Source organism: Streptomyces sp. NPDC000880 (assembly GCF_053599675.1).
Genome location: NZ_JBSFMS010000029.1, coordinates 1 through 22473, shown reverse-complemented (window position 1 = coordinate 22473; position 22473 = coordinate 1). Strand labels below are relative to the sequence as shown.

The 22473-nt window shown below is 65.9% G+C and carries 18 protein-coding genes, 1 tRNA gene and 2 pseudogenes; 2 read left to right on the top strand and 19 right to left on the bottom strand.

Translation table 11 applies throughout. The features are described from left to right. Positions 1-23: 23 nt before the first annotated feature. From rplW to rpsJ, 4 genes are read right to left on the bottom strand one after another with little or no spacing between them, the layout of a single operon-like run. Positions 24-347: a 50S ribosomal protein L23 gene (gene rplW, locus ACWDO5_RS12685; protein ID WP_398991176.1), complete on the bottom strand. Its 324-nt coding sequence runs from the start codon at positions 345-347 to the stop codon at positions 24-26. Next, entirely contained in the window at positions 347-1006 is a 660-nt protein-coding gene (gene rplD / locus ACWDO5_RS12680) for a 50S ribosomal protein L4 (protein WP_450530306.1), read from the bottom strand. Before rplD ends, rplW begins: the two co-directional genes overlap by 1 nt. Positions 1007-1011: 5 nt before the next feature. Then, on the bottom strand, positions 1012-1656 hold the full coding sequence (rplC, locus tag ACWDO5_RS12675; RefSeq protein ID WP_450530305.1) for a 50S ribosomal protein L3: 645 nt from the start codon (positions 1654-1656) through the stop codon (positions 1012-1014). 14 nt (positions 1657-1670) lie between these two features. Then, positions 1671-1979, bottom strand: coding sequence for a 30S ribosomal protein S10 (rpsJ, locus tag ACWDO5_RS12670; RefSeq protein WP_003948644.1), 309 nt, complete (start codon positions 1977-1979; stop codon positions 1671-1673). A 494-nt stretch (positions 1980-2473) separates the two neighbouring features. Between rpsJ and ACWDO5_RS12665 the strand changes: the two are divergent. Then, positions 2474-2686: pseudogene (locus tag ACWDO5_RS12665) on the top strand (PIG-L family deacetylase); the annotation flags it as partial. 335 nt (positions 2687-3021) lie between these two features. On the opposite strand, the gene tuf reads toward ACWDO5_RS12665, so the two are convergent. From tuf to ACWDO5_RS12595, 14 genes are all read right to left on the bottom strand, one after another. Continuing rightward, positions 3022-4215 (bottom strand): elongation factor Tu, encoded by a 1194-nt coding sequence (gene tuf, locus ACWDO5_RS12660; RefSeq protein WP_307661685.1) that lies wholly within the window; start codon positions 4213-4215, stop codon positions 3022-3024. 153 nt (positions 4216-4368) lie between these two features. Beyond that, positions 4369-6495, bottom strand: coding sequence for an elongation factor G (gene fusA / locus ACWDO5_RS12655; RefSeq protein WP_450530304.1), 2127 nt, complete (start codon positions 6493-6495; stop codon positions 4369-4371). 38 nt (positions 6496-6533) lie between these two features. After that, complete coding sequence (gene rpsG / locus ACWDO5_RS12650; RefSeq protein WP_262006819.1) at positions 6534-7004, bottom strand: 30S ribosomal protein S7; 471 nt, start codon at positions 7002-7004, stop codon at positions 6534-6536. Between the two features lie 2 nt (positions 7005-7006). Continuing rightward, positions 7007-7378, bottom strand: coding sequence for a 30S ribosomal protein S12 (gene rpsL, locus ACWDO5_RS12645; protein ID WP_003948652.1), 372 nt, complete (start codon positions 7376-7378; stop codon positions 7007-7009). A gap of 318 nt (positions 7379-7696) precedes the next feature. Next, a complete protein-coding gene (locus ACWDO5_RS12640; protein WP_450530303.1) occupies positions 7697-11617 on the bottom strand; it encodes a DNA-directed RNA polymerase subunit beta' in 3921 nt (1306 codons plus the stop codon). Positions 11618-11714: 97 nt separating this feature from the next. Continuing rightward, entirely contained in the window at positions 11715-15197 is a 3483-nt protein-coding gene (rpoB, locus tag ACWDO5_RS12635) for a DNA-directed RNA polymerase subunit beta (protein ID WP_450530302.1), read from the bottom strand. Positions 15198-15736: 539 nt separating this feature from the next. Beyond that, the gene (gene rplL / locus ACWDO5_RS12630) at positions 15737-16120 is read right to left on the bottom strand and encodes a 50S ribosomal protein L7/L12 (protein ID WP_450530301.1); all 384 of its coding nucleotides are present in this window, start codon (positions 16118-16120) and stop codon (positions 15737-15739) included. Between the two features lie 112 nt (positions 16121-16232). After that, complete coding sequence (rplJ, locus tag ACWDO5_RS12625; protein WP_307661690.1) at positions 16233-16763, bottom strand: 50S ribosomal protein L10; 531 nt, start codon at positions 16761-16763, stop codon at positions 16233-16235. A gap of 258 nt (positions 16764-17021) precedes the next feature. Next, positions 17022-17945 (bottom strand): hypothetical protein, encoded by a 924-nt coding sequence (locus tag ACWDO5_RS12620; RefSeq protein ID WP_450530300.1) that lies wholly within the window; start codon positions 17943-17945, stop codon positions 17022-17024. A 138-nt stretch (positions 17946-18083) separates the two neighbouring features. Then, positions 18084-18806 (bottom strand): 50S ribosomal protein L1, encoded by a 723-nt coding sequence (gene rplA, locus ACWDO5_RS12615; RefSeq protein WP_450530299.1) that lies wholly within the window; start codon positions 18804-18806, stop codon positions 18084-18086. Between the two features lie 82 nt (positions 18807-18888). Further along, on the bottom strand, positions 18889-19323 hold the full coding sequence (gene rplK, locus ACWDO5_RS12610) for a 50S ribosomal protein L11 (protein ID WP_450530298.1): 435 nt from the start codon (positions 19321-19323) through the stop codon (positions 18889-18891). Between the two features lie 167 nt (positions 19324-19490). Continuing rightward, a complete protein-coding gene (gene nusG, locus ACWDO5_RS12605; RefSeq protein WP_450530297.1) occupies positions 19491-20435 on the bottom strand; it encodes a transcription termination/antitermination protein NusG in 945 nt (314 codons plus the stop codon). Positions 20436-20510: 75 nt separating this feature from the next. Further along, on the bottom strand, positions 20511-20798 hold the full coding sequence (gene secE, locus ACWDO5_RS12600; RefSeq protein ID WP_307661695.1) for a preprotein translocase subunit SecE: 288 nt from the start codon (positions 20796-20798) through the stop codon (positions 20511-20513). A 111-nt stretch (positions 20799-20909) separates the two neighbouring features. Next, positions 20910-20982: transfer RNA gene (locus ACWDO5_RS12595), tRNA-Trp, on the bottom strand. A 171-nt stretch (positions 20983-21153) separates the two neighbouring features. On the opposite strand from ACWDO5_RS12595, the gene ACWDO5_RS12590 reads away from it, so the two are divergent. Next, entirely contained in the window at positions 21154-22380 is a 1227-nt protein-coding gene (locus ACWDO5_RS12590) for a pyridoxal phosphate-dependent aminotransferase (protein ID WP_450530296.1), read from the top strand. On the opposite strand, the pseudogene ACWDO5_RS12585 reads toward ACWDO5_RS12590, so the two are convergent. Further along, a pseudogene (locus ACWDO5_RS12585) lies at positions 22379-22473 on the bottom strand (DsrE family protein); the annotation flags it as partial. The gene ACWDO5_RS12590 and the pseudogene ACWDO5_RS12585 overlap by 2 nt on opposite strands.

Genomic DNA, 22473 nt, shown 5'->3' with positions numbered 1-22473 from the left:
GATTCCGGACGACTCGACCTCCGTCAGGAGGTCGGGCCGCCGAAGATGTCGATACGGTCGCCCTCGGCAAGGGTCACGATGGCGCGCTTGGTGTTGGCGCGCTTGCCGAAACCGGTGCGGGTGCGCTTGCGCTTGCCCTGACGGTTGATCGTGTTGACCCCGGTGACCTTGACCGAGAAGACCGCCTCGACGGCCTGCTTGATCTGGGTCTTGTTGGAGCCGGGCGCGACGATGAACGTGTACTTGTTCTCGTCGAGCAGGGCGTAGCTCTTCTCGGAGACAACCGGCTTGACGAGAACGTCGCGCGGGTCCGAGAAGGTCTTGCTGGTTACGGTCGCCTCAGACATCAGGCGTCGCTCCCTTCGGTCTCATCGTTCCGGCCAGTAGGCGCACCAGACACGAAGGACTCGAAGGCGGCCTTGGTGAAGACCACGTCGTCGGAGACGAGCACGTCGTACGTGTTCAGCTGGCCCGGCTCCAGGAGGTGCACCTGGGGCAGGTTGCGGGCGGAGAGCCACGCGGCCTCGTCGGCCCGCTCGACGACCAGGAGCACGTGCTTGCGCTCACTGATCTTGCCCAGCAGGGTCTTCGCGGCCTTGGTGGAGACCTCGCCCTCGATCACGCCGGTGACGACGTGGATACGGGAGTTGCGGGCCCGGTCGGTGAGGGCACCGCGCAGGGCGGCAGCCTTCATCTTCTTCGGGGTCCGCTGCGAGTAGTCACGCGGCGTGGGGCCGTGGACAACGCCACCGCCGGCGAACTGCGGCGCTCGGGTCGAACCCTGACGGGCGCGGCCGGTGCCCTTCTGGCGGTAAGGCTTCTTGCCACCACCACGGACCTCGCCACGGCGCTTGACCTTGTGCGTGCCCTGACGGGCGGCGGCCAGCTGCGCGACGACGACCTGGTGGATCAGCGGGATGCTGATCTTGGCGTCGAAGATCTCGGCCGGGAGCTCAACGGTCCCGGACTTGTCGCCCGCGGGCGACAGAATGTCAATGGTGCTCATAGTCCTCAGGCCCCCTTGGCCGCAGTGCGGACCAGGACCAGGCCGCCGTTCGGACCAGGAACCGCGCCCTTGATCAGGAGCAGGCCCTTCTCCGCGTCAACGGCGTGAACGGTCAGGTTCTGGGTGGTGACCCGCTCGTTGCCCATGCGGCCCGCCATACGGAGGCCCTTGAACACACGGCCCGGGGTGGCGCAGCCACCGATGGAGCCGGGAGAGCGGTGCTTGCGCTGGGTGCCGTGACCGGCGCCGAGGCCCTTGAAGTTGTGACGCTTCATGACACCGGCGAAGCCCTTGCCCTTGCTCTTGCCCGTGACGTCAACCTTGACGCCGGACTCGAACACCTCGGCAGTGATCTCCTGGCCCAGCGTGTACTCGCTGGCGTCAGGGGTGCGGAGCTCCACCAGGTGGCGGCGCGGGGTCACGTCCGCCTTGGCGAAGTGACCCTTGAGGGGCTTGTTCACCTTGCGCGGGTCGATCTCGCCGAAGGCGATCTGGACCGACTCGTAGCCGTCGGAGTCATTCGTACGGACCTGGGTCACAACGTTCGGACCGGCCTTGACCACGGTGACCGGGACGACACGGTTGTTCTCGTCCCAGACCTGGGTCATGCCGAGCTTCTCGCCCAGGATGCCCTTGATCTGCTTAGCCATCTCTTCCGCGCCTCTCAGAGCTTGATCTCGATGTCAACGCCGGCCGGAAGGTCCAGGCGCATCAGCGAGTCAACGGTCTTGGGCGTCGGGTCGAGGATGTCGATCAGGCGCTTGTGAGTGCGCATCTCGAAGTGCTCGCGCGAGTCCTTGTACTTGTGCGGCGACTTGATGACGCAGTACACGTTCTTCTCAGTGGGCAGCGGCACCGGGCCCGCGACCGACGCACCAGTGCGAGTCACCGTCTCGACGATCTTCTTCGCCGATGAGTCGATGACCTCGTGGTCGTAGGCCTTGAGCCGGATGCGGATCTTCTGTCCCGCCATGGCTACTCAGTAGTCCTGTCTCTAGAAACGCTCTGGAACTCGGTCGGTCCTGCGATCTTTCTCCGACCCCCGCGGTCGGGCGTGTCGCACTCCCTCTACGAAGATCTCCCGAAGGATTTCCCAACCAAGGGGGTGCGGGCCAAAGACCACGCGTCGGGGGAAGAACACCCACCGAGTGCCTGGCTGGTACCCCGCTGACACTTCCCGGAAGATTCCCGTACGTCCGCTCCAGCGCTGCCTTACGGCAGATGGGGCGACGAGTACTGTGGGACTCGCTTCCGGTCCTCCCGGCGGGAGGCGCGCAGCATCGGCACTCAACCGAGCAACCTGGTCAGTGTGCCATATGGGGTGCAGCCCGCGCCAATCGCAGCCGGAGAGAGTACCCCACCGCTCCGCCTCACGCACAAGCTTCCGATGGTGAAGCAACCCCGCGTGTCCATCAGCCGTCTTGCTGCCCGCGGAACGGCTCTGACCAGCAGCCTGTCCGCCATTGCCAGAACCTCCCGGCCGCGGTGCTCCAGGAGAAGGCCGCGGGCCTGGTCCCGTACGGCGGCGCCCCGGACTGGGAGTGCGGCAACCCGGCCGGCTGCGGCGACTACAACGTCGGCGGCATCCGCCCGCTCAAGAACAGGAAGGGCTGGGTCCGCGCCACTCACCACCGCTACCCCGGCGCCCGCGCCACCGTCGCCACCGACGCGTCCGGGAGGGCTTCGACGGTTATGGCCCACTCAGCGTGGCCGCGGCCCCCGGCGGCCTCGTGCTGCTCGGCAAGGACACCGCCGGATCCAACTCCCACCCTCAGACGGCTTCTGACGCGCACTCATGGCATCGCGTCGCTGGACGCGCCCGCCCTTCACATAGGCCGCTCGGGCGCCACCGTCGTGGGCCTGGGGGCCGACGCGCACCCCTGGACCTGGCTGCCCGAGGCAGGAAACGGCCGACTGAGACCGGCGAGACGCGAACAAGACGCGAACAAGGGCCCCGCACCGATGGTGCGGGGCCCTTGCTGATGCTCCGGGGAGCAACCAGATCAGATCAGCAATTACTTGTTGATCTTGATGACCTGGCCGGCGCCGACGGTCCGGCCACCCTCACGGATGGCGAACTTCAGGCCCTCCTCCATGGCGACCGGCTGAATCAGCGAGACCGTCATGGTGGTGTTGTCGCCCGGCATGACCATCTCGGTGCCCTCGGGGAGGGTCACAACGCCGGTCACGTCCGTGGTACGGAAGTAGAACTGCGGGCGGTAGTTGTTGAAGAAGGGGGTGTGACGACCACCCTCGTCCTTCGACAGGATGTAGGCCTGGGCCTCGAACTCGGTGTGCGGCGTGACCGAACCGGGCTTGATGATGACCTGGCCGCGCTCGACGTCCTCACGCTTGATGCCACGGAGGAGCAGACCGACGTTCTCACCTGCCTGGCCCTCGTCGAGCAGCTTGCGGAACATCTCGATGCCGGTGACCGTGGTGGTGGTCTTCTCGGTCTTGATGCCGACGATGTCGACGGTCTCGTTGACCTTGAGGACACCACGCTCGATACGACCGGTGACGACGGTGCCACGACCGGTGATCGTGAAGACGTCCTCGATCGGCATCAGGAACGGCTTGTCGACGTCACGCTCGGGCTGCGGGATCGCCTCGTCGACGGCGGCCATCAGGTTCAGGACCGACTGGCCCCATTCCTTGTCGCCCTCGAGAGCCTTGAGCGCCGAGACACGCACGACCGGAAGGTCGTCGCCCGGGAACTCGTACTCGGAGAGAAGCTCACGAACCTCGAGCTCGACGAGCTCCATGATCTCCTCGTCGTCCACCATGTCGGCCTTGTTCAGGGCGACAACGATGTACGGGACGCCGACCTGGCGGGCCAGGAGCACGTGCTCCTTGGTCTGCGGCATCGGGCCGTCGGTGGCGGCGACCACGAGGATGGCGCCGTCCATCTGCGCCGCACCCGTGATCATGTTCTTGATGTAGTCCGCGTGACCGGGGCAGTCGACGTGCGCGTAGTGGCGCGACTCCGTCTGGTACTCGACGTGCGCGATGGAGATGGTGATACCGCGCTGGCGCTCCTCAGGAGCCTTGTCGATCTGGTCGAAGGCCGAGGCCTCGTTCAGGTCCGGGTACGCGTCATGCAGCACCTTGGTAATGGCGGCCGTGAGGGTCGTCTTACCGTGGTCGATGTGACCGATGGTGCCGATGTTGACGTGCGGCTTAGTCCGCTCGAACTTCGCCTTCGCCACTGGGGTCCTCCTGTGGAGTGGTTCTGTACGCCTTACTCATCGGCGCCAGGTGATCTTTGCTGGGATGCCGGGGCCCGGGGCATTCCATCCGGGATTCGGATGGAATGCCCCAGCAGGCTCCGGTGACAAGCCTAAAGCGTGTACTCGGGAGAGTTACTCGCCCTTGGCCTTCGCGATGATCTCCTCGGCGACGTTCCGCGGAACCTCGGCGTAGGAGTCGAACTGCATCGAGTAGCTTGCGCGACCCGAGGTCTTGCTGCGGAGGTCTCCGACGTAGCCGAACATCTCCGACAGCGGAACCAGGCCCTTGACGACCCGGGCACCACTGCGCTCCTCCATGGCCTGAATCTGGCCACGGCGGGAGTTGAGGTCGCCGATGACATCGCCCATGTAGTCCTCGGGCGTGGTGACCTCGACGGCCATCATCGGCTCGAGAAGCACGGGGGACGCCTTGCGAGCACCCTCCTTGAACGCCTGCGAACCGGCGATCTTGAACGCGAGTTCGGAGGAGTCGACCTCGTGGTAGCCACCGTCGAGAAGGGTGACGCGGACGCCCACCATCTCGTATCCGGCCAGGATGCCGAACTGCATGGCTTCCTGCGCGCCCGCGTCCACCGAGGGGATGTACTCACGGGGGATGCGGCCACCGGTGACCTTGTTCACGAACTCGTAGGTCGCGTCGCCGCCCTCGATGGGCTCCAGCGCGATCTGCACCTTCGCGAACTGACCGGTACCACCGGTCTGCTTCTTGTGCGTGTAGTCGATACGCTCGACGGCCTTGCGGATCGTCTCGCGGTACGCGACCTGCGGCTTGCCGACGTTCGCCTCGACGCGGAACTCGCGCCGCATGCGGTCGACGAGCACCTCGAGGTGAAGCTCGCCCATACCACCGATGATGGTCTGGCCGGTCTCCTCGTCAGAGTGGACCTGGAAGGAGGGGTCCTCCTCCGCGAGACGCTGGATGGCGACACCCAGCTTCTCCTGGTCACCCTTGGACTTGGGCTCGATCGCGACCTGGATGACCGGCGCCGGGAAGTCCATGGACTCCAGGATCACCGGGTTCTTGTCGTCGCACAGCGTCTCACCGGTGGTGGTCTGCTTCAGGCCCATGACGGCGACGATGTCGCCGGCGCCCACCGAGTCGATCTCCTCACGCTTGTTCGCGTGCATACGGTAGATCTTGCCGATGCGCTCCTTCTTGCCCTTGGTGGGGTTCAGCACAGCGGTGCCGGACTCCAGGCGACCCGAGTAGACCCGGATGAAGGTGAGCTTGCCCAGGTGCGGGTCGCTCGCGATCTTGAAGGCCAGGGCGGACAGCGGCTCGTCGTCGGACGGCTTGCGCTTGACAACCGTCTCCGGGTCCTTCACGTCGTGGCCCTCGATGGCCTCGACGTCCAGGGGAGAAGGCAGGTAGCGCACGACCGCGTCGAGCAGCGGCTGAACACCCTTGTTCTTGAAGGCGGTACCGCAGAACACCGGGGTGACCGTGGTGCCGCCGCCCTTGCCGGACGCGATGGTGATACGACGGATCGCGGCGTACAGCTGCTCCTCGGTGGGCTCGACGCCCTCCAGGTACAGCTCCATGACCTCTTCGTCGTTCTCCGCCACGGTCTCGACCAGCTTGCCGCGCCACTCCTCGGCGGCCTCGGTGTGCGTGGCCGGGATGTCGACGACGTCGTACATCTCGCCCTTGGTGGCCTCGGCGGACCAGACAAGAGCCTTCATGCGAACGAGGTCGACGACGCCCTTGAAGTCCGCCTCGGCACCGATCGGCAGCTGCATCACGATCGGGGTCGCGCCAAGGCGGTCCACGATCATGTCGACGCAGCGGTGGAACTCCGCGCCGGTGCGGTCGAGCTTGTTGACGAAGCAGATACGCGGAACGCCATAGCGGTCCGCCTGACGCCACACGGTCTCGGACTGCGGCTCAACGCCGGCGACACCGTCGAACACCGTGACGGCACCGTCGAGCACGCGGAGCGAACGCTCCACCTCGACCGTGAAGTCGACGTGGCCCGGAGTGTCGATGATGTTGATGGTGTGATCGACGTCCTCGAGCGGCCAGTGACAGGTCGTCGCGGCGGACGTAATCGTGATGCCGCGCTCCTGCTCCTGCTCCATCCAGTCCATCGTGGCAGCGCCGTCGTGGACCTCACCGATCTTGTAGCTCACACCGGTGTAAAACAGGATGCGCTCGGTGGTCGTCGTCTTGCCCGCGTCGATGTGGGCCATGATCCCAATGTTGCGGACCTTGGCCAGGTCAAGCGAAGTGGTGGCCATATGGCTCAGTCTTCTCTCGGTCTCGATGTGGGTAGCGACTACCAGCGGTAGTGCGCGAAGGCCTTGTTGGACTCGGCCATCTTGTGCGTGTCCTCACGCTTCTTGACCGCAGCGCCGAGGCCGTTGGAGGCGTCGAGCAGTTCGTTCATGAGGCGCTCGGTCATGGTCTTCTCGCGACGGGCGCGGGAGTAACCCACGACCCAGCGGAGCGCGAGGGTGGAGGCGCGACCGGGCTTGACCTCGATCGGCACCTGGTAGGTGGCGCCACCGACACGGCGGGACTTGACCTCGAGAGACGGCTTGACGTTCTCGAGAGCGCGCTTCAGCGTGATGACCGGGTCAGCGCCGGTCTTCTCGCGGAGGCCTTCCATGGCGCCGTAGACGATCCGCTCGGCAGTGGAACGCTTGCCGTTGAGCAGGATCTTGTTGATCAGCGACGTGACAAGAGGAGAACCGTAGACCGGGTCGATGATGACCGGGCGCTTCGGGGCGGGGCCCTTACGAGGCATTCTTACTTCTCCTTCTTGGCGCCGTAGCGGCTGCGGGCCTGCTTGCGGTTCTTGACACCCTGGGTGTCGAGGGAACCGCGGATGATCTTGTAGCGAACACCCGGCAGGTCCTTCACACGGCCACCACGCACGAGCACGATGGAGTGCTCCTGCAGGTTGTGTCCCTCACCCGGAATGTAGGCCGTGACCTCGATGCCGGAGGTCAGACGCACACGCGCGACCTTCCGCAGGGCCGAGTTCGGCTTCTTCGGGGTGGTCGTGAACACACGCGTGCAGACACCACGACGCTGAGGGGAACCCTCGAGTGCGGGCGTCTTGTTCTTCTCGACCTTGTCCTGCCGGCCCTTCCGGACCAGCTGCTGGATCGTAGGCACTACTTCTCCGGTTTCTGTGTGCCGTTCGTGAAGCTAACCTGGAACGTCGCCGACCCACGCGGTCGGGTGTGTCGAATACTGCAGGCTCCCGCCGCAAAGCAAAGAGAGCGCAGATTACGGTGGCCGATTTTCAGACTCGCCATGCGGTTGAGGACACGCACACGAGCCCAGGCACACCCCAGGCACAAGGTCAGAGCGTACCTACCGCATCGGCTCCGGTCAAAACAAATGCACACGCGCAGGACACACCAGCCTGCAACATACGGCACAGGGCGGCCACCCCGCGAGGGATGACCGCCCTGTGGTCGTTGCTATCGCTTACTGGTTGTACGGACCGTAGTCGTAGTCCTCCAGCGGAACGGCCTGGCCGGAGCCGGTGCCGAACGGCGAGTAATCGATGTCGTCGTAGCCGACGGCCGAGTACATCGCGGCCTTGGCCTCCTCGGTGGGCTCCACCCGGATGTTGCGGTAGCGGGACAGACCCGTACCGGCCGGGATGAGCTTACCGATGATGACGTTCTCCTTGAGGCCGATCAGGGAGTCCGACTTGGCGTTGATCGCCGCGTCGGTCAGAACCCTGGTCGTCTCCTGGAAGGACGCCGCCGACAGCCACGACTCGGTGGCGAGCGAGGCCTTGGTGATACCCATCAGCTGCGGACGGCCGGAGGCGGGGTGACCGCCCTCGGTGACCACACGACGGTTCTCGGTCTCGAACTTCGAGCGCTCGACAAGCTCGCCCGGCAGCAGCTCCGCGTCGCCGGACTCGATGATCGTCACGCGGCGCAGCATCTGCCGGATGATGATCTCGATGTGCTTGTCGTGGATCGACACGCCCTGCGAGTTGTAGACCTTCTGAACCTCGCCGACCAGGTGGACCTGGACCGCGCGCTGACCGAGGATCCGCAGCACGTCGTGCGGGTTGGTGGCACCCACGGTGAGCTTCTGGCCCACCTCGACGTGGTCGCCCTCGCTCACCAGCAGACGGGCACGCTTCGAGATCGGGAACGCCGTCTCGTCGCTGCCGTCGTCCGGGGTGACGACGATCTTCTTGGTCTTCTCGGTCTCCTCGATACGGACGCGGCCGGCCGCCTCCGAGATCGGGGCGACACCCTTGGGCGTACGAGCCTCGAAGAGCTCGACGACACGGGGCAGACCCTGGGTGATGTCGTCACCGGCCACACCACCGGTGTGGAAGGTACGCATCGTCAGCTGGGTACCGGGCTCACCGATGGACTGGGCGGCGATGATGCCGACCGCCTCACCGATGTCCACCAGCTTGCCGGTGGCGAGCGAACGGCCGTAGCAGTACGCACACGTGCCGACCGCGGACTCACAGGTCAGGACCGAACGGGTCTTGACCTCCTCGACGCCCGCGGCGACGACCGCGTCGATGAGCACATCGCCCAGGTCGACATTGGCCGGCGCGATGACCTTGCCGTCGACGACGACGTCCTCGGCGAGCATCCGCGCGTACACGGACGTCTCGACGTCCTCCGCCTTGCGCAGCACACCGTCGGCGCCGCGCTCGGCGATCCGCAGCTTGAGGCCGCGGTCGGTGCCGCAGTCCTCTTCGCGGATGATGACGTCCTGCGAGACGTCCACCAGACGACGGGTCAGGTAACCCGAGTCGGCGGTACGCAGGGCGGTGTCGGCCAGACCCTTACGGGCACCGTGCGTGGAGATGAAGTACTCCAGCACGGACAGACCCTCACGGAACGACGCCTTGATCGGACGCGGGATGGTCTCGTTCTTGGCGTTGGACACCAGACCACGCATACCCGCGATCTGGCGCATCTGCATCATGTTTCCGCGAGCACCCGAGTTGACCATCATGGAGACCGGGTTGGTCTTCGGGAAGTTCGCGTTCATCGCCTCGGCAACCTCGTTGGTCGCCTTGGTCCAGATCGCGATGAGCTCCTGGGTGCGCTCTTCCTTGGTGATCAGACCGCGCTCGTACTGCTTCTGGACCTTCTCGTCCTGCGCCTCGTAGCCCGCGACGATCGCCTTCTTGGCGTCGGGGACCACGATGTCCGAGATGGCCACGGTGACACCGGAACGGGTCGCCCAGTAGAAGCCAGCCGCCTTCAGGTTGTCGAGCGTCGCCGCCACGATGACCTTGGGGTAGCGCTCGGCCAGGTCGTTGACGATCTCGGAGAGCTGCTTCTTGCCCACCGTGTAGTCGACGAAGGGGTAGTCCTCGGGCAGCAGCTCGTTGAAGAGCGCGCGGCCCAGAGTCGTACGCAGCCGGAAGGTGTCACCCTGCTGCCACTCCCCCGCGGAGCCGCTGATGTCTGCAGCACCCTGCTCGGCGACGGGGGGAACCCAGCCGCGCGGCGGAATGGTGCCGACGGGGAAGCGGATGTCGACCTTCGCCTGGAGCGAGAGCTCGCGGGCGTCGAACGCCATGATCGCCTCGGCCGTGGAGCCGAAGGACCGGCCCTCTCCGATGACCTTGCGCTCTTCCTCATCGGTCGTGAGGAAGAACAGGCCCAGCACCATGTCCTGGGTCGGCATGGTCACCGGACGGCCGTCGGCCGGCTTCAGGATGTTGTTCGAGGACAGCATCAGGATGCGCGCCTCGGCCTGCGCCTCCGCGGAGAGCGGCAGGTGGACGGCCATCTGGTCGCCGTCGAAGTCCGCGTTGAACGCGGTGCAGACGAGCGGGTGGATCTGGATGGCCTTGCCCTCGACCAACTGCGGCTCGAAGGCCTGGATGCCGAGGCGGTGCAGCGTCGGCGCACGGTTCAGCAGAACCGGGTGCTCGGCGATGACCTCTTCCAGCACGTCGTACACGACCGTGCGGCCGCGCTCGACCATGCGCTTCGCCGACTTGATGTTCTGCGCGTGGTTCAGATCGACCAGACGCTTCATCACGAACGGCTTGAAGAGCTCCAGCGCCATGGCCTTCGGCAGACCGCACTGGTGCAGCTTGAGCTGCGGGCCGACGACGATGACAGAACGGGCCGAGTAGTCGACTCGCTTACCGAGCAGGTTCTGACGGAAACGACCCTGCTTGCCCTTGAGCATGTCGCTCAGGGACTTCAGCGGGCGGTTACCGGGACCGGTCACCGGGCGACCACGGCGGCCGTTGTCGAACAGCGCGTCGACGGCCTCCTGCAGCATCCGCTTCTCGTTGTTCACGATGATCTCGGGAGCACCGAGGTCAAGGAGACGCTTGAGGCGGTTGTTGCGGTTGATCACACGGCGGTACAGGTCGTTCAGGTCGGAGGTCGCGAAGCGGCCACCGTCCAGCTGCACCATCGGACGCAGGTCCGGCGGGATGACCGGCACGCAGTCGAGCACCATGCCCTTGGGGCTGTTGCTGGTCTGCAGGAACGCGGAGACGACCTTGAGGCGCTTGAGCGCACGGGTCTTCTTCTGGCCCTTGCCGGTACGGATGATCTCGCGAAGGCGCTCGGCCTCCTCCTCGAGGTCGAAGGACTCCAGGCGCTTCTGCAGCGCCGCGGCACCCATCGAGCCGTCGAAGTACGTGCCGAAGCGGTCACGCAGCTCGCGGTAGAGCAGCTCGTCGCCCTCCAGGTCCTGGACCTTGAGGTTCTTGAAGCGGTTCCACACCTCGTCGAGACGGTCGATCTCGCGCTGTGCACGGTCGCGCAGCTGCTTCATCTCACGCTCGGCGCCTTCGCGCACCTTGCGGCGCACGTCGGCCTTGGCGCCCTCGGCCTCGAGCTCGGCCAGGTCGGTCTCGAGCTTCTTGGCGCGGGCCTCGAGGTCGGCGTCGCGGCGGTTCTCGACCTGCTGGCGCTCGACGGAGACATGCGCCTCCAGCGAGGGCAGGTCGCGCGTACGGCGCTCCTCGTCCACGAACGTGATCATGTACGCGGCGAAGTAGATGACCTTCTCGAGGTCCTTCGGCGCGAGGTCGAGCAGGTACCCAAGGCGCGAAGGGACGCCCTTGAAGTACCAGATGTGCGTGACAGGCGCGGCCAGCTCAATGTGGCCCATCCGCTCACGGCGCACCTTGGCGCGGGTGACTTCGACGCCACAGCGCTCACAGATGATGCCCTTGAAGCGGACACGCTTGTACTTACCGCAGTAGCACTCCCAGTCCCGGGTCGGACCGAAGATCTTCTCGCAGAAGAGTCCGTCCTTTTCGGGCTTGAGCGTGCGGTAGTTGATGGTCTCCGGCTTCTTGACCTCGCCGTGCGACCACTGTCGGATGTCGTCCGCGGTGGCCAGGCCGATCCGCAGCTCGTCGAAGAAGTTGACGTCGAGCACTTGTCGTCAATCCCTCTTTCGGGGTCGTGTCTCAATCATGGTCTGTACGGGTCCGGGGCAGGGCCGGGACCTCACAAGGAGGTCCCGGCCAGACCCGTCAGACCTCTTCGACGCTGCTCGGCTCGCGCCGGGACAGGTCGATACCGAGCTCCTCCGCAGCGCGGAAGACGTCCTCGTCCGTGTCGCGCATCTCGATGGACATGCCGTCCGAGGACAGCACCTCCACGTTGAGACAGAGCGACTGCATTTCCTTGATGAGCACCTTGAAGGACTCCGGAATGCCGGGCTCCGGGATGTTCTCGCCCTTGACGATGGCCTCGTAGACCTTCACGCGGCCGGTGACGTCGTCGGACTTGATGGTCAGCAGCTCCTGGAGGGCGTACGCGGCGCCGTAAGCCTCCAGCGCCCACACCTCCATCTCGCCGAATCGCTGGCCACCGAACTGGGCCTTACCACCCAGCGGCTGCTGGGTGATCATCGAGTACGGACCGGTCGAACGGGCGTGGAGCTTGTCGTCGACCAGGTGGTGGAGCTTGAGGATGTACATGTACCCGACCGAGATCGGGTCCGGGAACGGCTCACCGGAGCGGCCGTCGAACATGTTGGCCTTGCCGGACGGCTGCACCATCCGGTTGCCGTCGCGGTTCGGGATCGTGGACTCGAAGAGACCGGCGATCTCGTCCTCGCGGGCACCGTCGAAGACCGGGGTGGCGACATTCGTACCGGGCTGGACCTCGTCCGCGCCGATGGTCTTCAGCCGCTCCATCCACTCCTCGCTGCCCTCGACCTTCCAGCCCTGGCTGGCGAGCCAGCCGAGGTGGATCTCGAGGACCTGACCCGGGTTCATTCGGGACGGGACACCCAGCGGGTTGAGGATGATGTCGACCGGGGTGCCGTCCTCCAGGAACGGCATGTCCTCGATCGGCAGGATCTTCGAGATGACGCCCTTGTTGCCGTGACGGCCGGCGAGCTTGTCACCATCAGTGATCTTGCGCTTCTGCGCGACGTACACGCGAACCAGCTGGTTCACGCCCGGCGGCAGCTCGTCGCCCTCTTCGCGGTCGAAGACGCGTACGCCGATGACCTTGCCGGTCTCGCCGTGCGGCACCTTCAGCGAGGTGTCACGGACCTCACGCGCCTTCTCACCGAAGATCGCGCGGAGCAGCCGCTCCTCCGGGGTCAGCTCGGTCTCACCCTTGGGCGTGACCTTGCCGACCAGGATGTCACCGGCGACGACCTCGGCGCCGATGCGGATGATGCCGCGCTCGTCGAGGTCCGCGAGGACCTCCTCGGAGACGTTCGGGATGTCCCGGGTGATCTCCTCGGGGCCGAGCTTGGTGTCACGGGCGTCGACCTCGTGCTCCTCGATGTGGATCGAGGAGAGGACGTCGTCCTGCACGAGGCGCTGCGACAGGATGATCGCGTCCTCGTAGTTGTGACCCTCCCATGGCATGAACGCGACCAGCAGGTTCTTGCCGAGCGCCATCTCGCCCTGCTCGGTGGCCGGACCGTCGGCGAGGACCTGGCCCTCGACGACCCGGGCGCCCTCGTCCACGACAACCTTCTGGTTGACCGAGGTGCCCTGGTTCGACCGGGAGAACTTGGCGATGCGGTACGTGGTGTACGTGCCGTCGTCGTTGGCGACGGTGATGTAGTCCGCGGAGACCTCCTGGACAACACCCTCCTTCTCCGCCTTGATGACGTCACCGGCGTCGACCGCGCAGCGGTACTCCATGCCGGTGCCGACCAGCGGCGCCTCGGCCGTGATCAGCGGAACGGCCTGGCGCATCATGTTCGCGCCCATCAGGGCACGGTTGGCGTCGTCGTGCTCGAGGAACGGGATCATGGCGGTCGCGACCGACACCATCTGGCGCGGCGAGACGTCCATGTAGTCGACGTCCGTGCCGGGCACGTAGTCGACCTCGCCGCCACGGCGGCGAACCAGCACGCGGTTCTCGGCGAACCGCATGTCCTCGGTGAGCGCGGCGTTCGCCTGCGCGATGACGAACCGGTCCTCCTCGTCGGCGGTCAGGTAGTCGACCTCGTCGGTCACCTGGTCGTCGAGGACCTTGCGGTACGGCGTCTCGACGAAGCCGAACGCGTTGACCCGGCCGTACGAGGCGAGCGAGCCGATCAGGCCGATGTTCGGGCCTTCAGGGGTCTCGATCGGGCACATGCGGCCGTAGTGGGACGGGTGAACGTCACGGACCTCGAAGCCGGCCCGCTCACGGGAGAGACCACCCGGGCCAAGAGCCGACAGACGGCGCTTGTGGGTGAGACCCGACAGCGGGTTGTTCTGGTCCATGAACTGCGACAGCTGGCTGGTGCCGAAGAACTCCTTGATGGAGGCGACGACCGGCCGGATGTTGATCAGGGTCTGCGGCGTGATCGCCTCGACGTCCTGGGTCGTCATGCGCTCACGCACGACGCGCTCCATACGAGCCAGACCCGTGCGGACCTGGTTCTGGATGAGCTCGCCGACGTTACGCAGACGACGGTTGCCGAAGTGGTCGATGTCGTCGGTCTCGACGACGATCTGGGTGCCGCTCTCGCCGACCGTCTCGGTCTCACCGGCGTGCAGCTTGACCAGGTACTTGATGGTCGCGATGACGTCGTCGGTGGTGAGCACGCCGGCGTCCAGCGGCTCGTCGGCGCCGAGCTTCTTGTTCACCTTGTAGCGGCCGACCTTGGCGAGGTCGTAGCGCTTGGGGTTGAAGTAGAGGTTCTCGAGCAGCGTCTGAGCAGCCTCGCGTGTCGGGGGCTCGCCCGGGCGCAGCTTGCGGTAGATGTCGAGCAGTGCGTCGTCCTGGCCCTGGGTGTGGTCCTTCTCCAGGGTGGCGCGCATCGACTCGTACTCGCCGAACTCCTCGAGGATCTGCTCGGTGGTCCAGCCGAGAGCCTTGAGCAGGACGGTGACGGACTGCTTGCGCTTGCGGTCGATGCGGACACCGACCATGTCGCGCTTGTCGATCTCCATCTCGAGCCAGGCACCCCGGGACGGGATGATCTTGGCCGTGAAGATGTCCTTGTCGGACGTCTTGTCGATGGAGGAGTCGAAGTAGACACCCGGCGAGCGGACCAGCTGCGACACCACGACACGCTCGGTGCCGTTGATGACGAAGGTGCCCTTGTTGGTCATGAGCGGGAAGTCGCCCATGAAGACCGTCTGGGACTTGATCTCGCCGGTCTCGTTGTTGGTGAACTCGGCAGTGACGAAGAGCGGGGCAGCGTACGTGAAGTCGCGCTCCTTGCACTCGTCGATGGAGTTCTTCGGAGGCTCGAAGCGGTGGTCGCGGAAGGTCAGCGACATCGACCCGGAGAAGTCCTCGATCGGTGAGATCTCCTCGAAGATCTCCTCCAGGCCGGACTTGGTGGGGACGTCCTGTCCGCTGTCCAGAGCCGCCTCGACACGAGCCTTCCAGGCGGCATTGCCGAGCAGCCAGTCAAAGCTCTCAGTCTGCAGCGCGAGGAGGTTCGGAACCTCGAGGGGCTCCTTGATCTTTGCAAAGGAGATGCGCAGCGGTGCGGTGCTGGCGCCGTTGTTCGTATTCGCGGTCGAGGCGTTGCGCGAGGCGGCCAAGAGGGGGTCCTTCCGAGGGCTCGGACTCACTACGCGCGTACCGGTCCCATGTTGGGCACGGAGATAGAAATCCCAGGTCAGGGATGATTCAATCTACGGTGCTCATACGCGGGGATGCCCCTGGTGACGGGCAGGGGGCAGCTAACAGGCAGCGCAAAGGGTCAGTGTAGCCATTTGGCACACTGATGTCCAGTGCGGGTTTTCGAGACCCTCGTTGTTCTCAACTCCGCGACACCCTCGCGCCGTGTGGCGCACATCGATACTGCCCGTTCGGTCGTCGATCCATGCCTCGGATCCGGATCGTTGTGACGACGCGTCCTGAGAATTGCGCGCTACGTGCGGTTCGTCAAGGCCCCCCAGCCAAACGGGGCTGCTGGGACACAGCGAGGCGTACGACGAAGATCACGATACTCGCCGCGGGCGGAAGAGCAAGGCAGCCGCCACGGCAACGCCGAAGGGCGACCACCCGTATGGGTGATCGCCCTTCTGCTGTGCCTTCAGCGGTCCCTTGCGGAACCACGAGTCAGAGACTCAGAAAGTCACTTGACCTCGACGGACGCGCCGGCGCCCTTGAGGGACTCGGCGGCCTTCTCAGCGGCCTCCTTGGCGACCTTCTCGAGGACCGGCTTCGGAGCGCCGTCGACGAGGTCCTTGGCCTCCTTCAGACCCAGGGAGGTCAGCTCGCGCACGACCTTGATGACCTGGATCTTCTTGTCGCCGGCGCCGGTGAGGATGACGTCGAACTCGTCCTGCTCGGCCTCGGCCTCGGCCGGGGCACCGGGGGCGCCGGGGGCTGCAGCGGCAACGGGGGCCGCGGCGGTGACGTCGAACTTCTCCTCGAAGGCCTTCACGAACTCGGAGAGCTCGATGAGGGTCATCTCCTCGAACTGCGCAAGCAGGTCGTCCTGGCTGAGCTTCGCCATGATGGCGGTCCTTCCACTAATTCGGCTGGTGCCGGTTGTCTGTGTCGGCGGGCGTACAACGGCCCGCTGCGACCGGCCGCACTACGCGGCGACGGTCAATGCGCGAGCCGAATTACTCGGCACCGCCCTGCTCGGCCTTCTTGGCACGAAGCGCCTCCGCGGTGCGGACGAACTTCGAGGGAAGCGCCTGGAAGAGCGCGGCAGCCTGGGACTGCTTGCCCTTCATGGCGCCCGCCAGCTTGGCGAGCAGAACCTCGCGGGACTCGAGGTCCGCAAGCTTCTTGATCTCATCAGCGGTGAGCGCCTTACCATCAAGGACACCGCCCTTGATGATGAGGTTGGGGTTGTCCTTGGCGAAGTCACGAAGACCCTTCGCCGACTCCACCGGGTCACCGGTGACGAAGGCAACCGCCGTCGGACCCGCGAACAGGTCGTCGAGCGCGTTGATCCCGGCCTCGTTGGCCGCAATCTTGGTCAGCGTGTTCTTCACCACGGCGTACTGGGCGTTCTCACCGAGCGAACGGCGCAGCTCCTTGAGCTGAGCCACGGTGAGACCCCGGTACTCGGTCAGCACGGCGGCGTTCGAGCTGCGGAACTGGTCCGCGAGCTCGGCTACCGCGGCAGCCTTGTCGGGCCTTGCCATAGAGCGTCGGCCTCCTTCCGGGTGATGAGGACCGCTCAGAAGGGGCTGAACAAAACGAAACGCCCCGGCGCAGGCGCACGGGGCGTAGCTCGACCGGAACGAATCCGGGAACTATCCACAGTCACCTGCGCAGGACGTCCGCAGCTAGCGGATCCTTCGGCCACCGCACCCTCTTGCGAGAGCACGGCAACGACCAGCGGTCTTTGGCTTCTGGGGAAGAGTACGGGAGCGGGTCCCGGTCAGGCAAATCGGGCGGCGTCAGCTCTGTCCCGCGGACTCCATGCCCTCGCCGAGCTTCATCATCATCTCCATGAGGTCGAAGGTGTCCCCGGCCGGCGGCGCCTGCACGGTGGCCTTGGCGCCGTAGTCCGAGTAGTTGGCGACGATCTTCACCTTGCCCTCGGGGCTGTCCATGCCGATGTCCATCTTCACCGGATAGTTGTCCTGGTTGACCCAGACCTCGGTGTCGTACCCCTTGATGCCGGACTTCTTCATATTGGCGAGGAGGCCCCCCCGCTCCTTCTCGCTGAGCGTCTTGAGCGATTTGTTCGACGCCACCATCTCGTCGAGCGTCAGCGTGCCCTTGTAGTGCTGGGCCTCGACCCCGTCGATCTTCTCCGCGCCGATGTGCTTGAGGTTCGGCGACTCGAGCAGCAGCGCGAGTTGCTGGGCCGGGTCCTGGTTCATGCTCTCCAGGCTGCCGGTCATCTGCTTCTGCAGCGCCTTGTCCCCCGACGCCTCGGCGGCGGCCCCCAGGTCGAGCTTCATCCAGCGCTTGCCGTCCATGTTTTCGGCGGCCTTGGCACCCATGTCCATGTACATGGCGTTGTTCAGCCACACCATGCGGATCTGCTCCGGGGCGTCCGGGTCAGCCTTGAACATGGAACCCTTCATGGTCATGTCCATCACCGTGGGGTCCCACCCCATGACTCCGGACATCTCCATGGTGCCGCCGTCCATGGCGGCCGGCATCGCCATCGTCATACGGACCTTCGCCGACTTCGCGGCCGAGGTCTTCTTGTACGCCGCCGTGAGGACCTGGGTCACCGCCGCGCGGGACTGCGTCCCGGTCTCCCTGGCCGTCCCGGCAGCCTTCTTCTCCGCGGTGCCACCCTGACAGCCTGCTATGACGGCCACAGCCGTCACCGAGACGCCGGCGCGCGTCCATGCGGACATGGTCATTCCCCACCCCTTGTTGTGTTGCGAACGCTCGAACCGTAACGCACGCCTACGACACAGGGACAACGAAAACCGGCCCCCGCATCTCCGAAGAGGTGCGGGGGCCGGCTCAGCACGCGAGACCCGCGGCTGCCGTCAGATTCAGGCGGCGGCCGGGTCCTCCTCGACGAGGAGGTTGCGGGTGCGGTTGGCGTCCAGCGGGATGCCGGGGCCCATCGTCGTCGTCAGGGTCGCCTTCTTGATGTAGCGGCCCTTCGCGGCGGACGGCTTCAGACGGAGGATCTCCTCCAGCGCCGCGGCGTAGTTCTCGACCAGCTTCGTCTCGTCGAAGGAGACCTTGCCGATGATGAAGTGCAGGTTCGAGTGCTTGTCGACGCGGAACTCGATCTTGCCGCCCTTGATGTCGTTCACAGCCTTGGTGACATCGGGGGTGACGGTGCCGGTCTTCGGGTTCGGCATCAGACCACGCGGACCGAGCACGCGGCCGAGGCGGCCGACCTTGCCCATGAGGTCCGGGGTGGCGACAACGGCGTCGAAGTCCAGACGGCCCTTCGCAACCTCGTCGATGAGCTCGTCGGCGCCGACGATGTCGGCGCCCGCGGCACGCGCGGCCTCGGCACGGTCACCGGTCGCGAAGACCAGGACCCGGGCGGTCTTACCGGTGCCGTGCGGAAGGTTCACGGTGCCACGGACCATCTGGTCGGCCTTGCGCGGGTCAACACCCAGACGCATGGCGACCTCGACGGTGCCGTCGAACTTGGTGGCGGTGGTGTCCTTGGCGAGACGGACGGCCTCGAGCGGGGCGTAGTTGCGCTCCCGGTCGATCTTGGCGTCCGCAGCGCGGAGAGTCTTGCTGCGCTTCACTTCTGCTCCTGTGTGGTTTCAGGTATGGAGTCGTGGTGCGGACCAGCGCTTGGTCCTACCACTGAGGTCTCGCGGGGACTGATCAGCCCTCGACCGTGATGCCCATCGAACGGGCGGTGCCGGCGATGATCTTCGACGCGGCGTCCAGGTCGTTGGCGTTCAGGTCGGGCATCTTGACCGTGGCGATCTCGCGGACCTGGGCGCCGGTGAGCTTGGCAACCTTGGTCTTGTGCGGCTCGCCGGAGCCCTTGTCCACACCCGCGGCCTTGAGGATCAGCTTGGCGGCCGGCGGAGTCTTGGTGACGAAGGTGAAGGAACGGTCCTCGTAGACCGTGATCTCCACCGGCACGACCATGCCACGCTGCGACTCGGTCGCGGCGTTGTAGGCCTTGCAGAACTCCATGATGTTGACGCCGTGCTGACCGAGCGCGGGGCCGACCGGCGGAGCCGGGTTGGCCGCGCCGGCCTGGATCTGGAGCTTGATAAGCCCCGTGACCTTCTTCTTCTTGGGAGGCATTGCTCTCTCCGGGTCCTAGTGAGAGTTTTCAGCACTCCAGCCGGTCATCCGGATGGAGGCATACCGCACAACGATAACGGGTATAGCTGCGCGGCCAAAAACCGAGCAGGTCAGAGCGGCCGAGAGAGCCGGTCTGACCTGGTCGGAGGCGTATGTTCCAGAAGGCTTCAGTTCTTCTGGATCTGGTCGAAGCTCAGCTCGACCGGGGTCTCGCGGCCGAAGATCTCGACGAGGCCCTTGACCTTCTTCGAGTCGGCGTTGATCTCGTTGATCGTCGCCTGCAGTGTCGCGAACGGGCCGTCGGTGACGGTGACCGAGTCGCCGACCTCGAAGTCCAGCACCTGGACCTCGACCTTGCGCGACGGAGCCGGCTTACCCTCGGCCTCGGCGGCCTCGCGCGCGGCCTTCTCCTCGGCCTCGGGGGCGAGCATCTTGACGATCTCGTCCAGGGTCAGCGGGTACGGGTCGTAGGCGTTGCCCACGAAGCCGGTGACGCCAGGGGTGTTGCGGACGACGCCCCAGGACTCGTTCGTCAGGTCCATACGGACCAGGACGTACCCGGGAAGCTTGTTCTGGCGGACGTTCTTGCGCTCGCCGTTCTTGATCTGGACGATCTCTTCCTCGGGCACTTCGGCCTGGTAGATGAAGTCCTCGACGTTCAGCGAGACGGCGCGCTGCTCAAGGTTGGCCTTCACGCGCTTCTCGTATCCGGCGTACGTGTGGATGACGTACCACTCGCCGGGCAGGCCGCGCAGCTCCTCGCGGAGGGCCGCGATCGGGTCGGCCGGGGCCTCGGGCTCGGCCGGCTCGGCGTCGGCAGCCTCTTCGACTTCGTCGACGTCGGCCGCGGCGGTCTCGTCCTCTTCCACCTCGGCGAGGGCGGTGGCCTCGTCCTCGATGTGGATGGCGGCCTCCTCGGCCGGCTCGCCCACGGCGGCGTCGGCGGCCTCGGCGAGGTCGACCTCGTCGGCCCCTTCGATGATGTCGAGCGCGTCGTCGTCGAGCGCGTCTTCGTCGACCGTGTCCGGCGCAGCCTCGGCCGCCTCGGCCGTCGCCGCAGCCTCTTCGCCCTCCACGGGCTCGACGGCGTCGTTCAGGTTCGGGTCAGACACGGTGGCTGCTTCTTCCTGGATACAGATGGGGTGGAACATGCGAAAGGGGCGCCGCTGCCGACGCCCTCCGCGGGATCATCCGAAGACGTACTTGACGGCTTCCTGGAACCCATAGTCAATCACGGTCACAAGACCAATCATGACGACTACGAAGACAATCACCACTGTCGTGTAAGTCGTCAGCTGACTGCGAGTCGGCCAGACGACCTTGCGCAGCTCGGCGATGATCTGGCGGTAGAAGAGCGCGAGACGGCCCAGAGGGCCCTTCTTTCCGCGCTTGCCGCCCTTACGAGTCTTCTTCTTCGACTCCGGCGCCTCGTCATCGGCATCAGGCATGTCGATGGAGCCCACGGCGTCCGTCACGATCTCTCACCTGATTCCGGGTCGTGGCCGTGCCGCGCCCGGTTGAGCCGCACGGCTGTGCAATGAAGTACGTACATACATGCGCACACATCCTGGCGAAGGTGTGTGTAGCAGGGCCGGAGGGACTTGAACCCCCAACCGCTGGTTTTGGAGACCAGTGCTCTACCAATTGAGCTACGACCCTTTGTGGTTTCCCCAACCTACCGCATCCGCAGATGTGGTTGGTGAGGGGCCAACGACGAGTGAGTGTACGTGGTTGCAGGCCCGGCGTCGAACAGATAGCTCCCGGACGGTTCCTGTCCGCTACTCGAAACCTGTGTGCCGGGTGCGTCAGCCGTCTGGGACCATGGGCGGTATGAGCGCTGCAACCCCTCCCACCGAGCGCCGGGTCTCCGCCCGCATCGGCGCGATCTCCGAGTCCGCTACCCTCGCCGTCGACGCCAAGGCGAAGGCTCTCAAGGCCGCCGGGCGCCCGGTGATCGGCTTCGGCGCGGGTGAGCCGGACTTCCCGACGCCCGACTACATCGTCGAGGCCGCGATCGAGGCCTGCCGCACCCCGAAGTACCACCGCTACACCCCGGCCGGCGGGCTCCCCGAACTCAAGGCCGCCATCGCCGCGAAGACGCTGCGCGACTCCGGCTACGAGGTCGATGCCGCCCAGATCCTGGTCACCAACGGCGGCAAGCAGGCGATCTACGAGGCGTTCGCGGCGATCCTCGACCCGGGCGACGAGGTCATCGTCCCGGCGCCGTACTGGACGACGTACCCCGAGTCGATCCGCCTCGCGGGCGGTGTCCCGGTCGAGGTCGTGGCCGACGAGACCACCGGCTACCGGGTCTCCGTGGAGCAGCTGGAGGCGGCGCGCACGGAGCGTACGAAGGTCGTGCTCTTCGTCTCCCCGTCCAACCCGACCGGCGCGGTCTACAACCGGGCCGACGCGGAGGCGATCGGACGCTGGGCCGTCGAGCACGGGCTGTGGGTCCTGACGGATGAGATCTACGAGCACCTTGTGTACGGCGACGCCACCTTCACCTCGCTGCCGGCGCTCGTGCCCGAGCTTCGCGGCAAGTGCATCGTGGTCAACGGTGTGGCCAAGACCTATGCGATGACCGGTTGGCGTGTGGGGTGGATCGTCGGCCCGAAGGATGTGGTGAAGGCCGCGACCAACCTGCAGTCGCACGCCACGTCCAATGTGTCGAACGTGGCGCAGGTGGCCGCGCTGGCCGCCGTCTCCGGTTCGCTGGACGCGGTCGCCGAGATGCGCACCGCCTTCGACCGCCGCCGCCAGACAATCGTGCGGATGCTCAACGAGATCGACGGCGTGCTGTGCCCGGAGCCCGAGGGCGCGTTCTACGCGTACCCCTCGGTGAAGGCGCTGCTCGGCAAGGAGATCCGCGGCACGCGCCCGCAGACCTCGGTGGAGCTGGCGGCGTTGATCCTGGACGAGGCCGAGGTGGCGGTCGTACCGGGCGAGGCGTTCGGTACGCCGGGCTATCTGCGACTGTCGTACGCCCTGGGCGACGAGGACCTGGTCGAGGGTGTGTCGCGGGTGCAGAAGCTGCTGGCGGAGGCCCGCGACTGATCGACTCGATCAGATCCGGCAGCGGCGCCGCATGCGGCAGTTCGAACTCCGCCGCCCGCCCCAGCAGCGCGAACCACGCGGACTCGCCGGTCA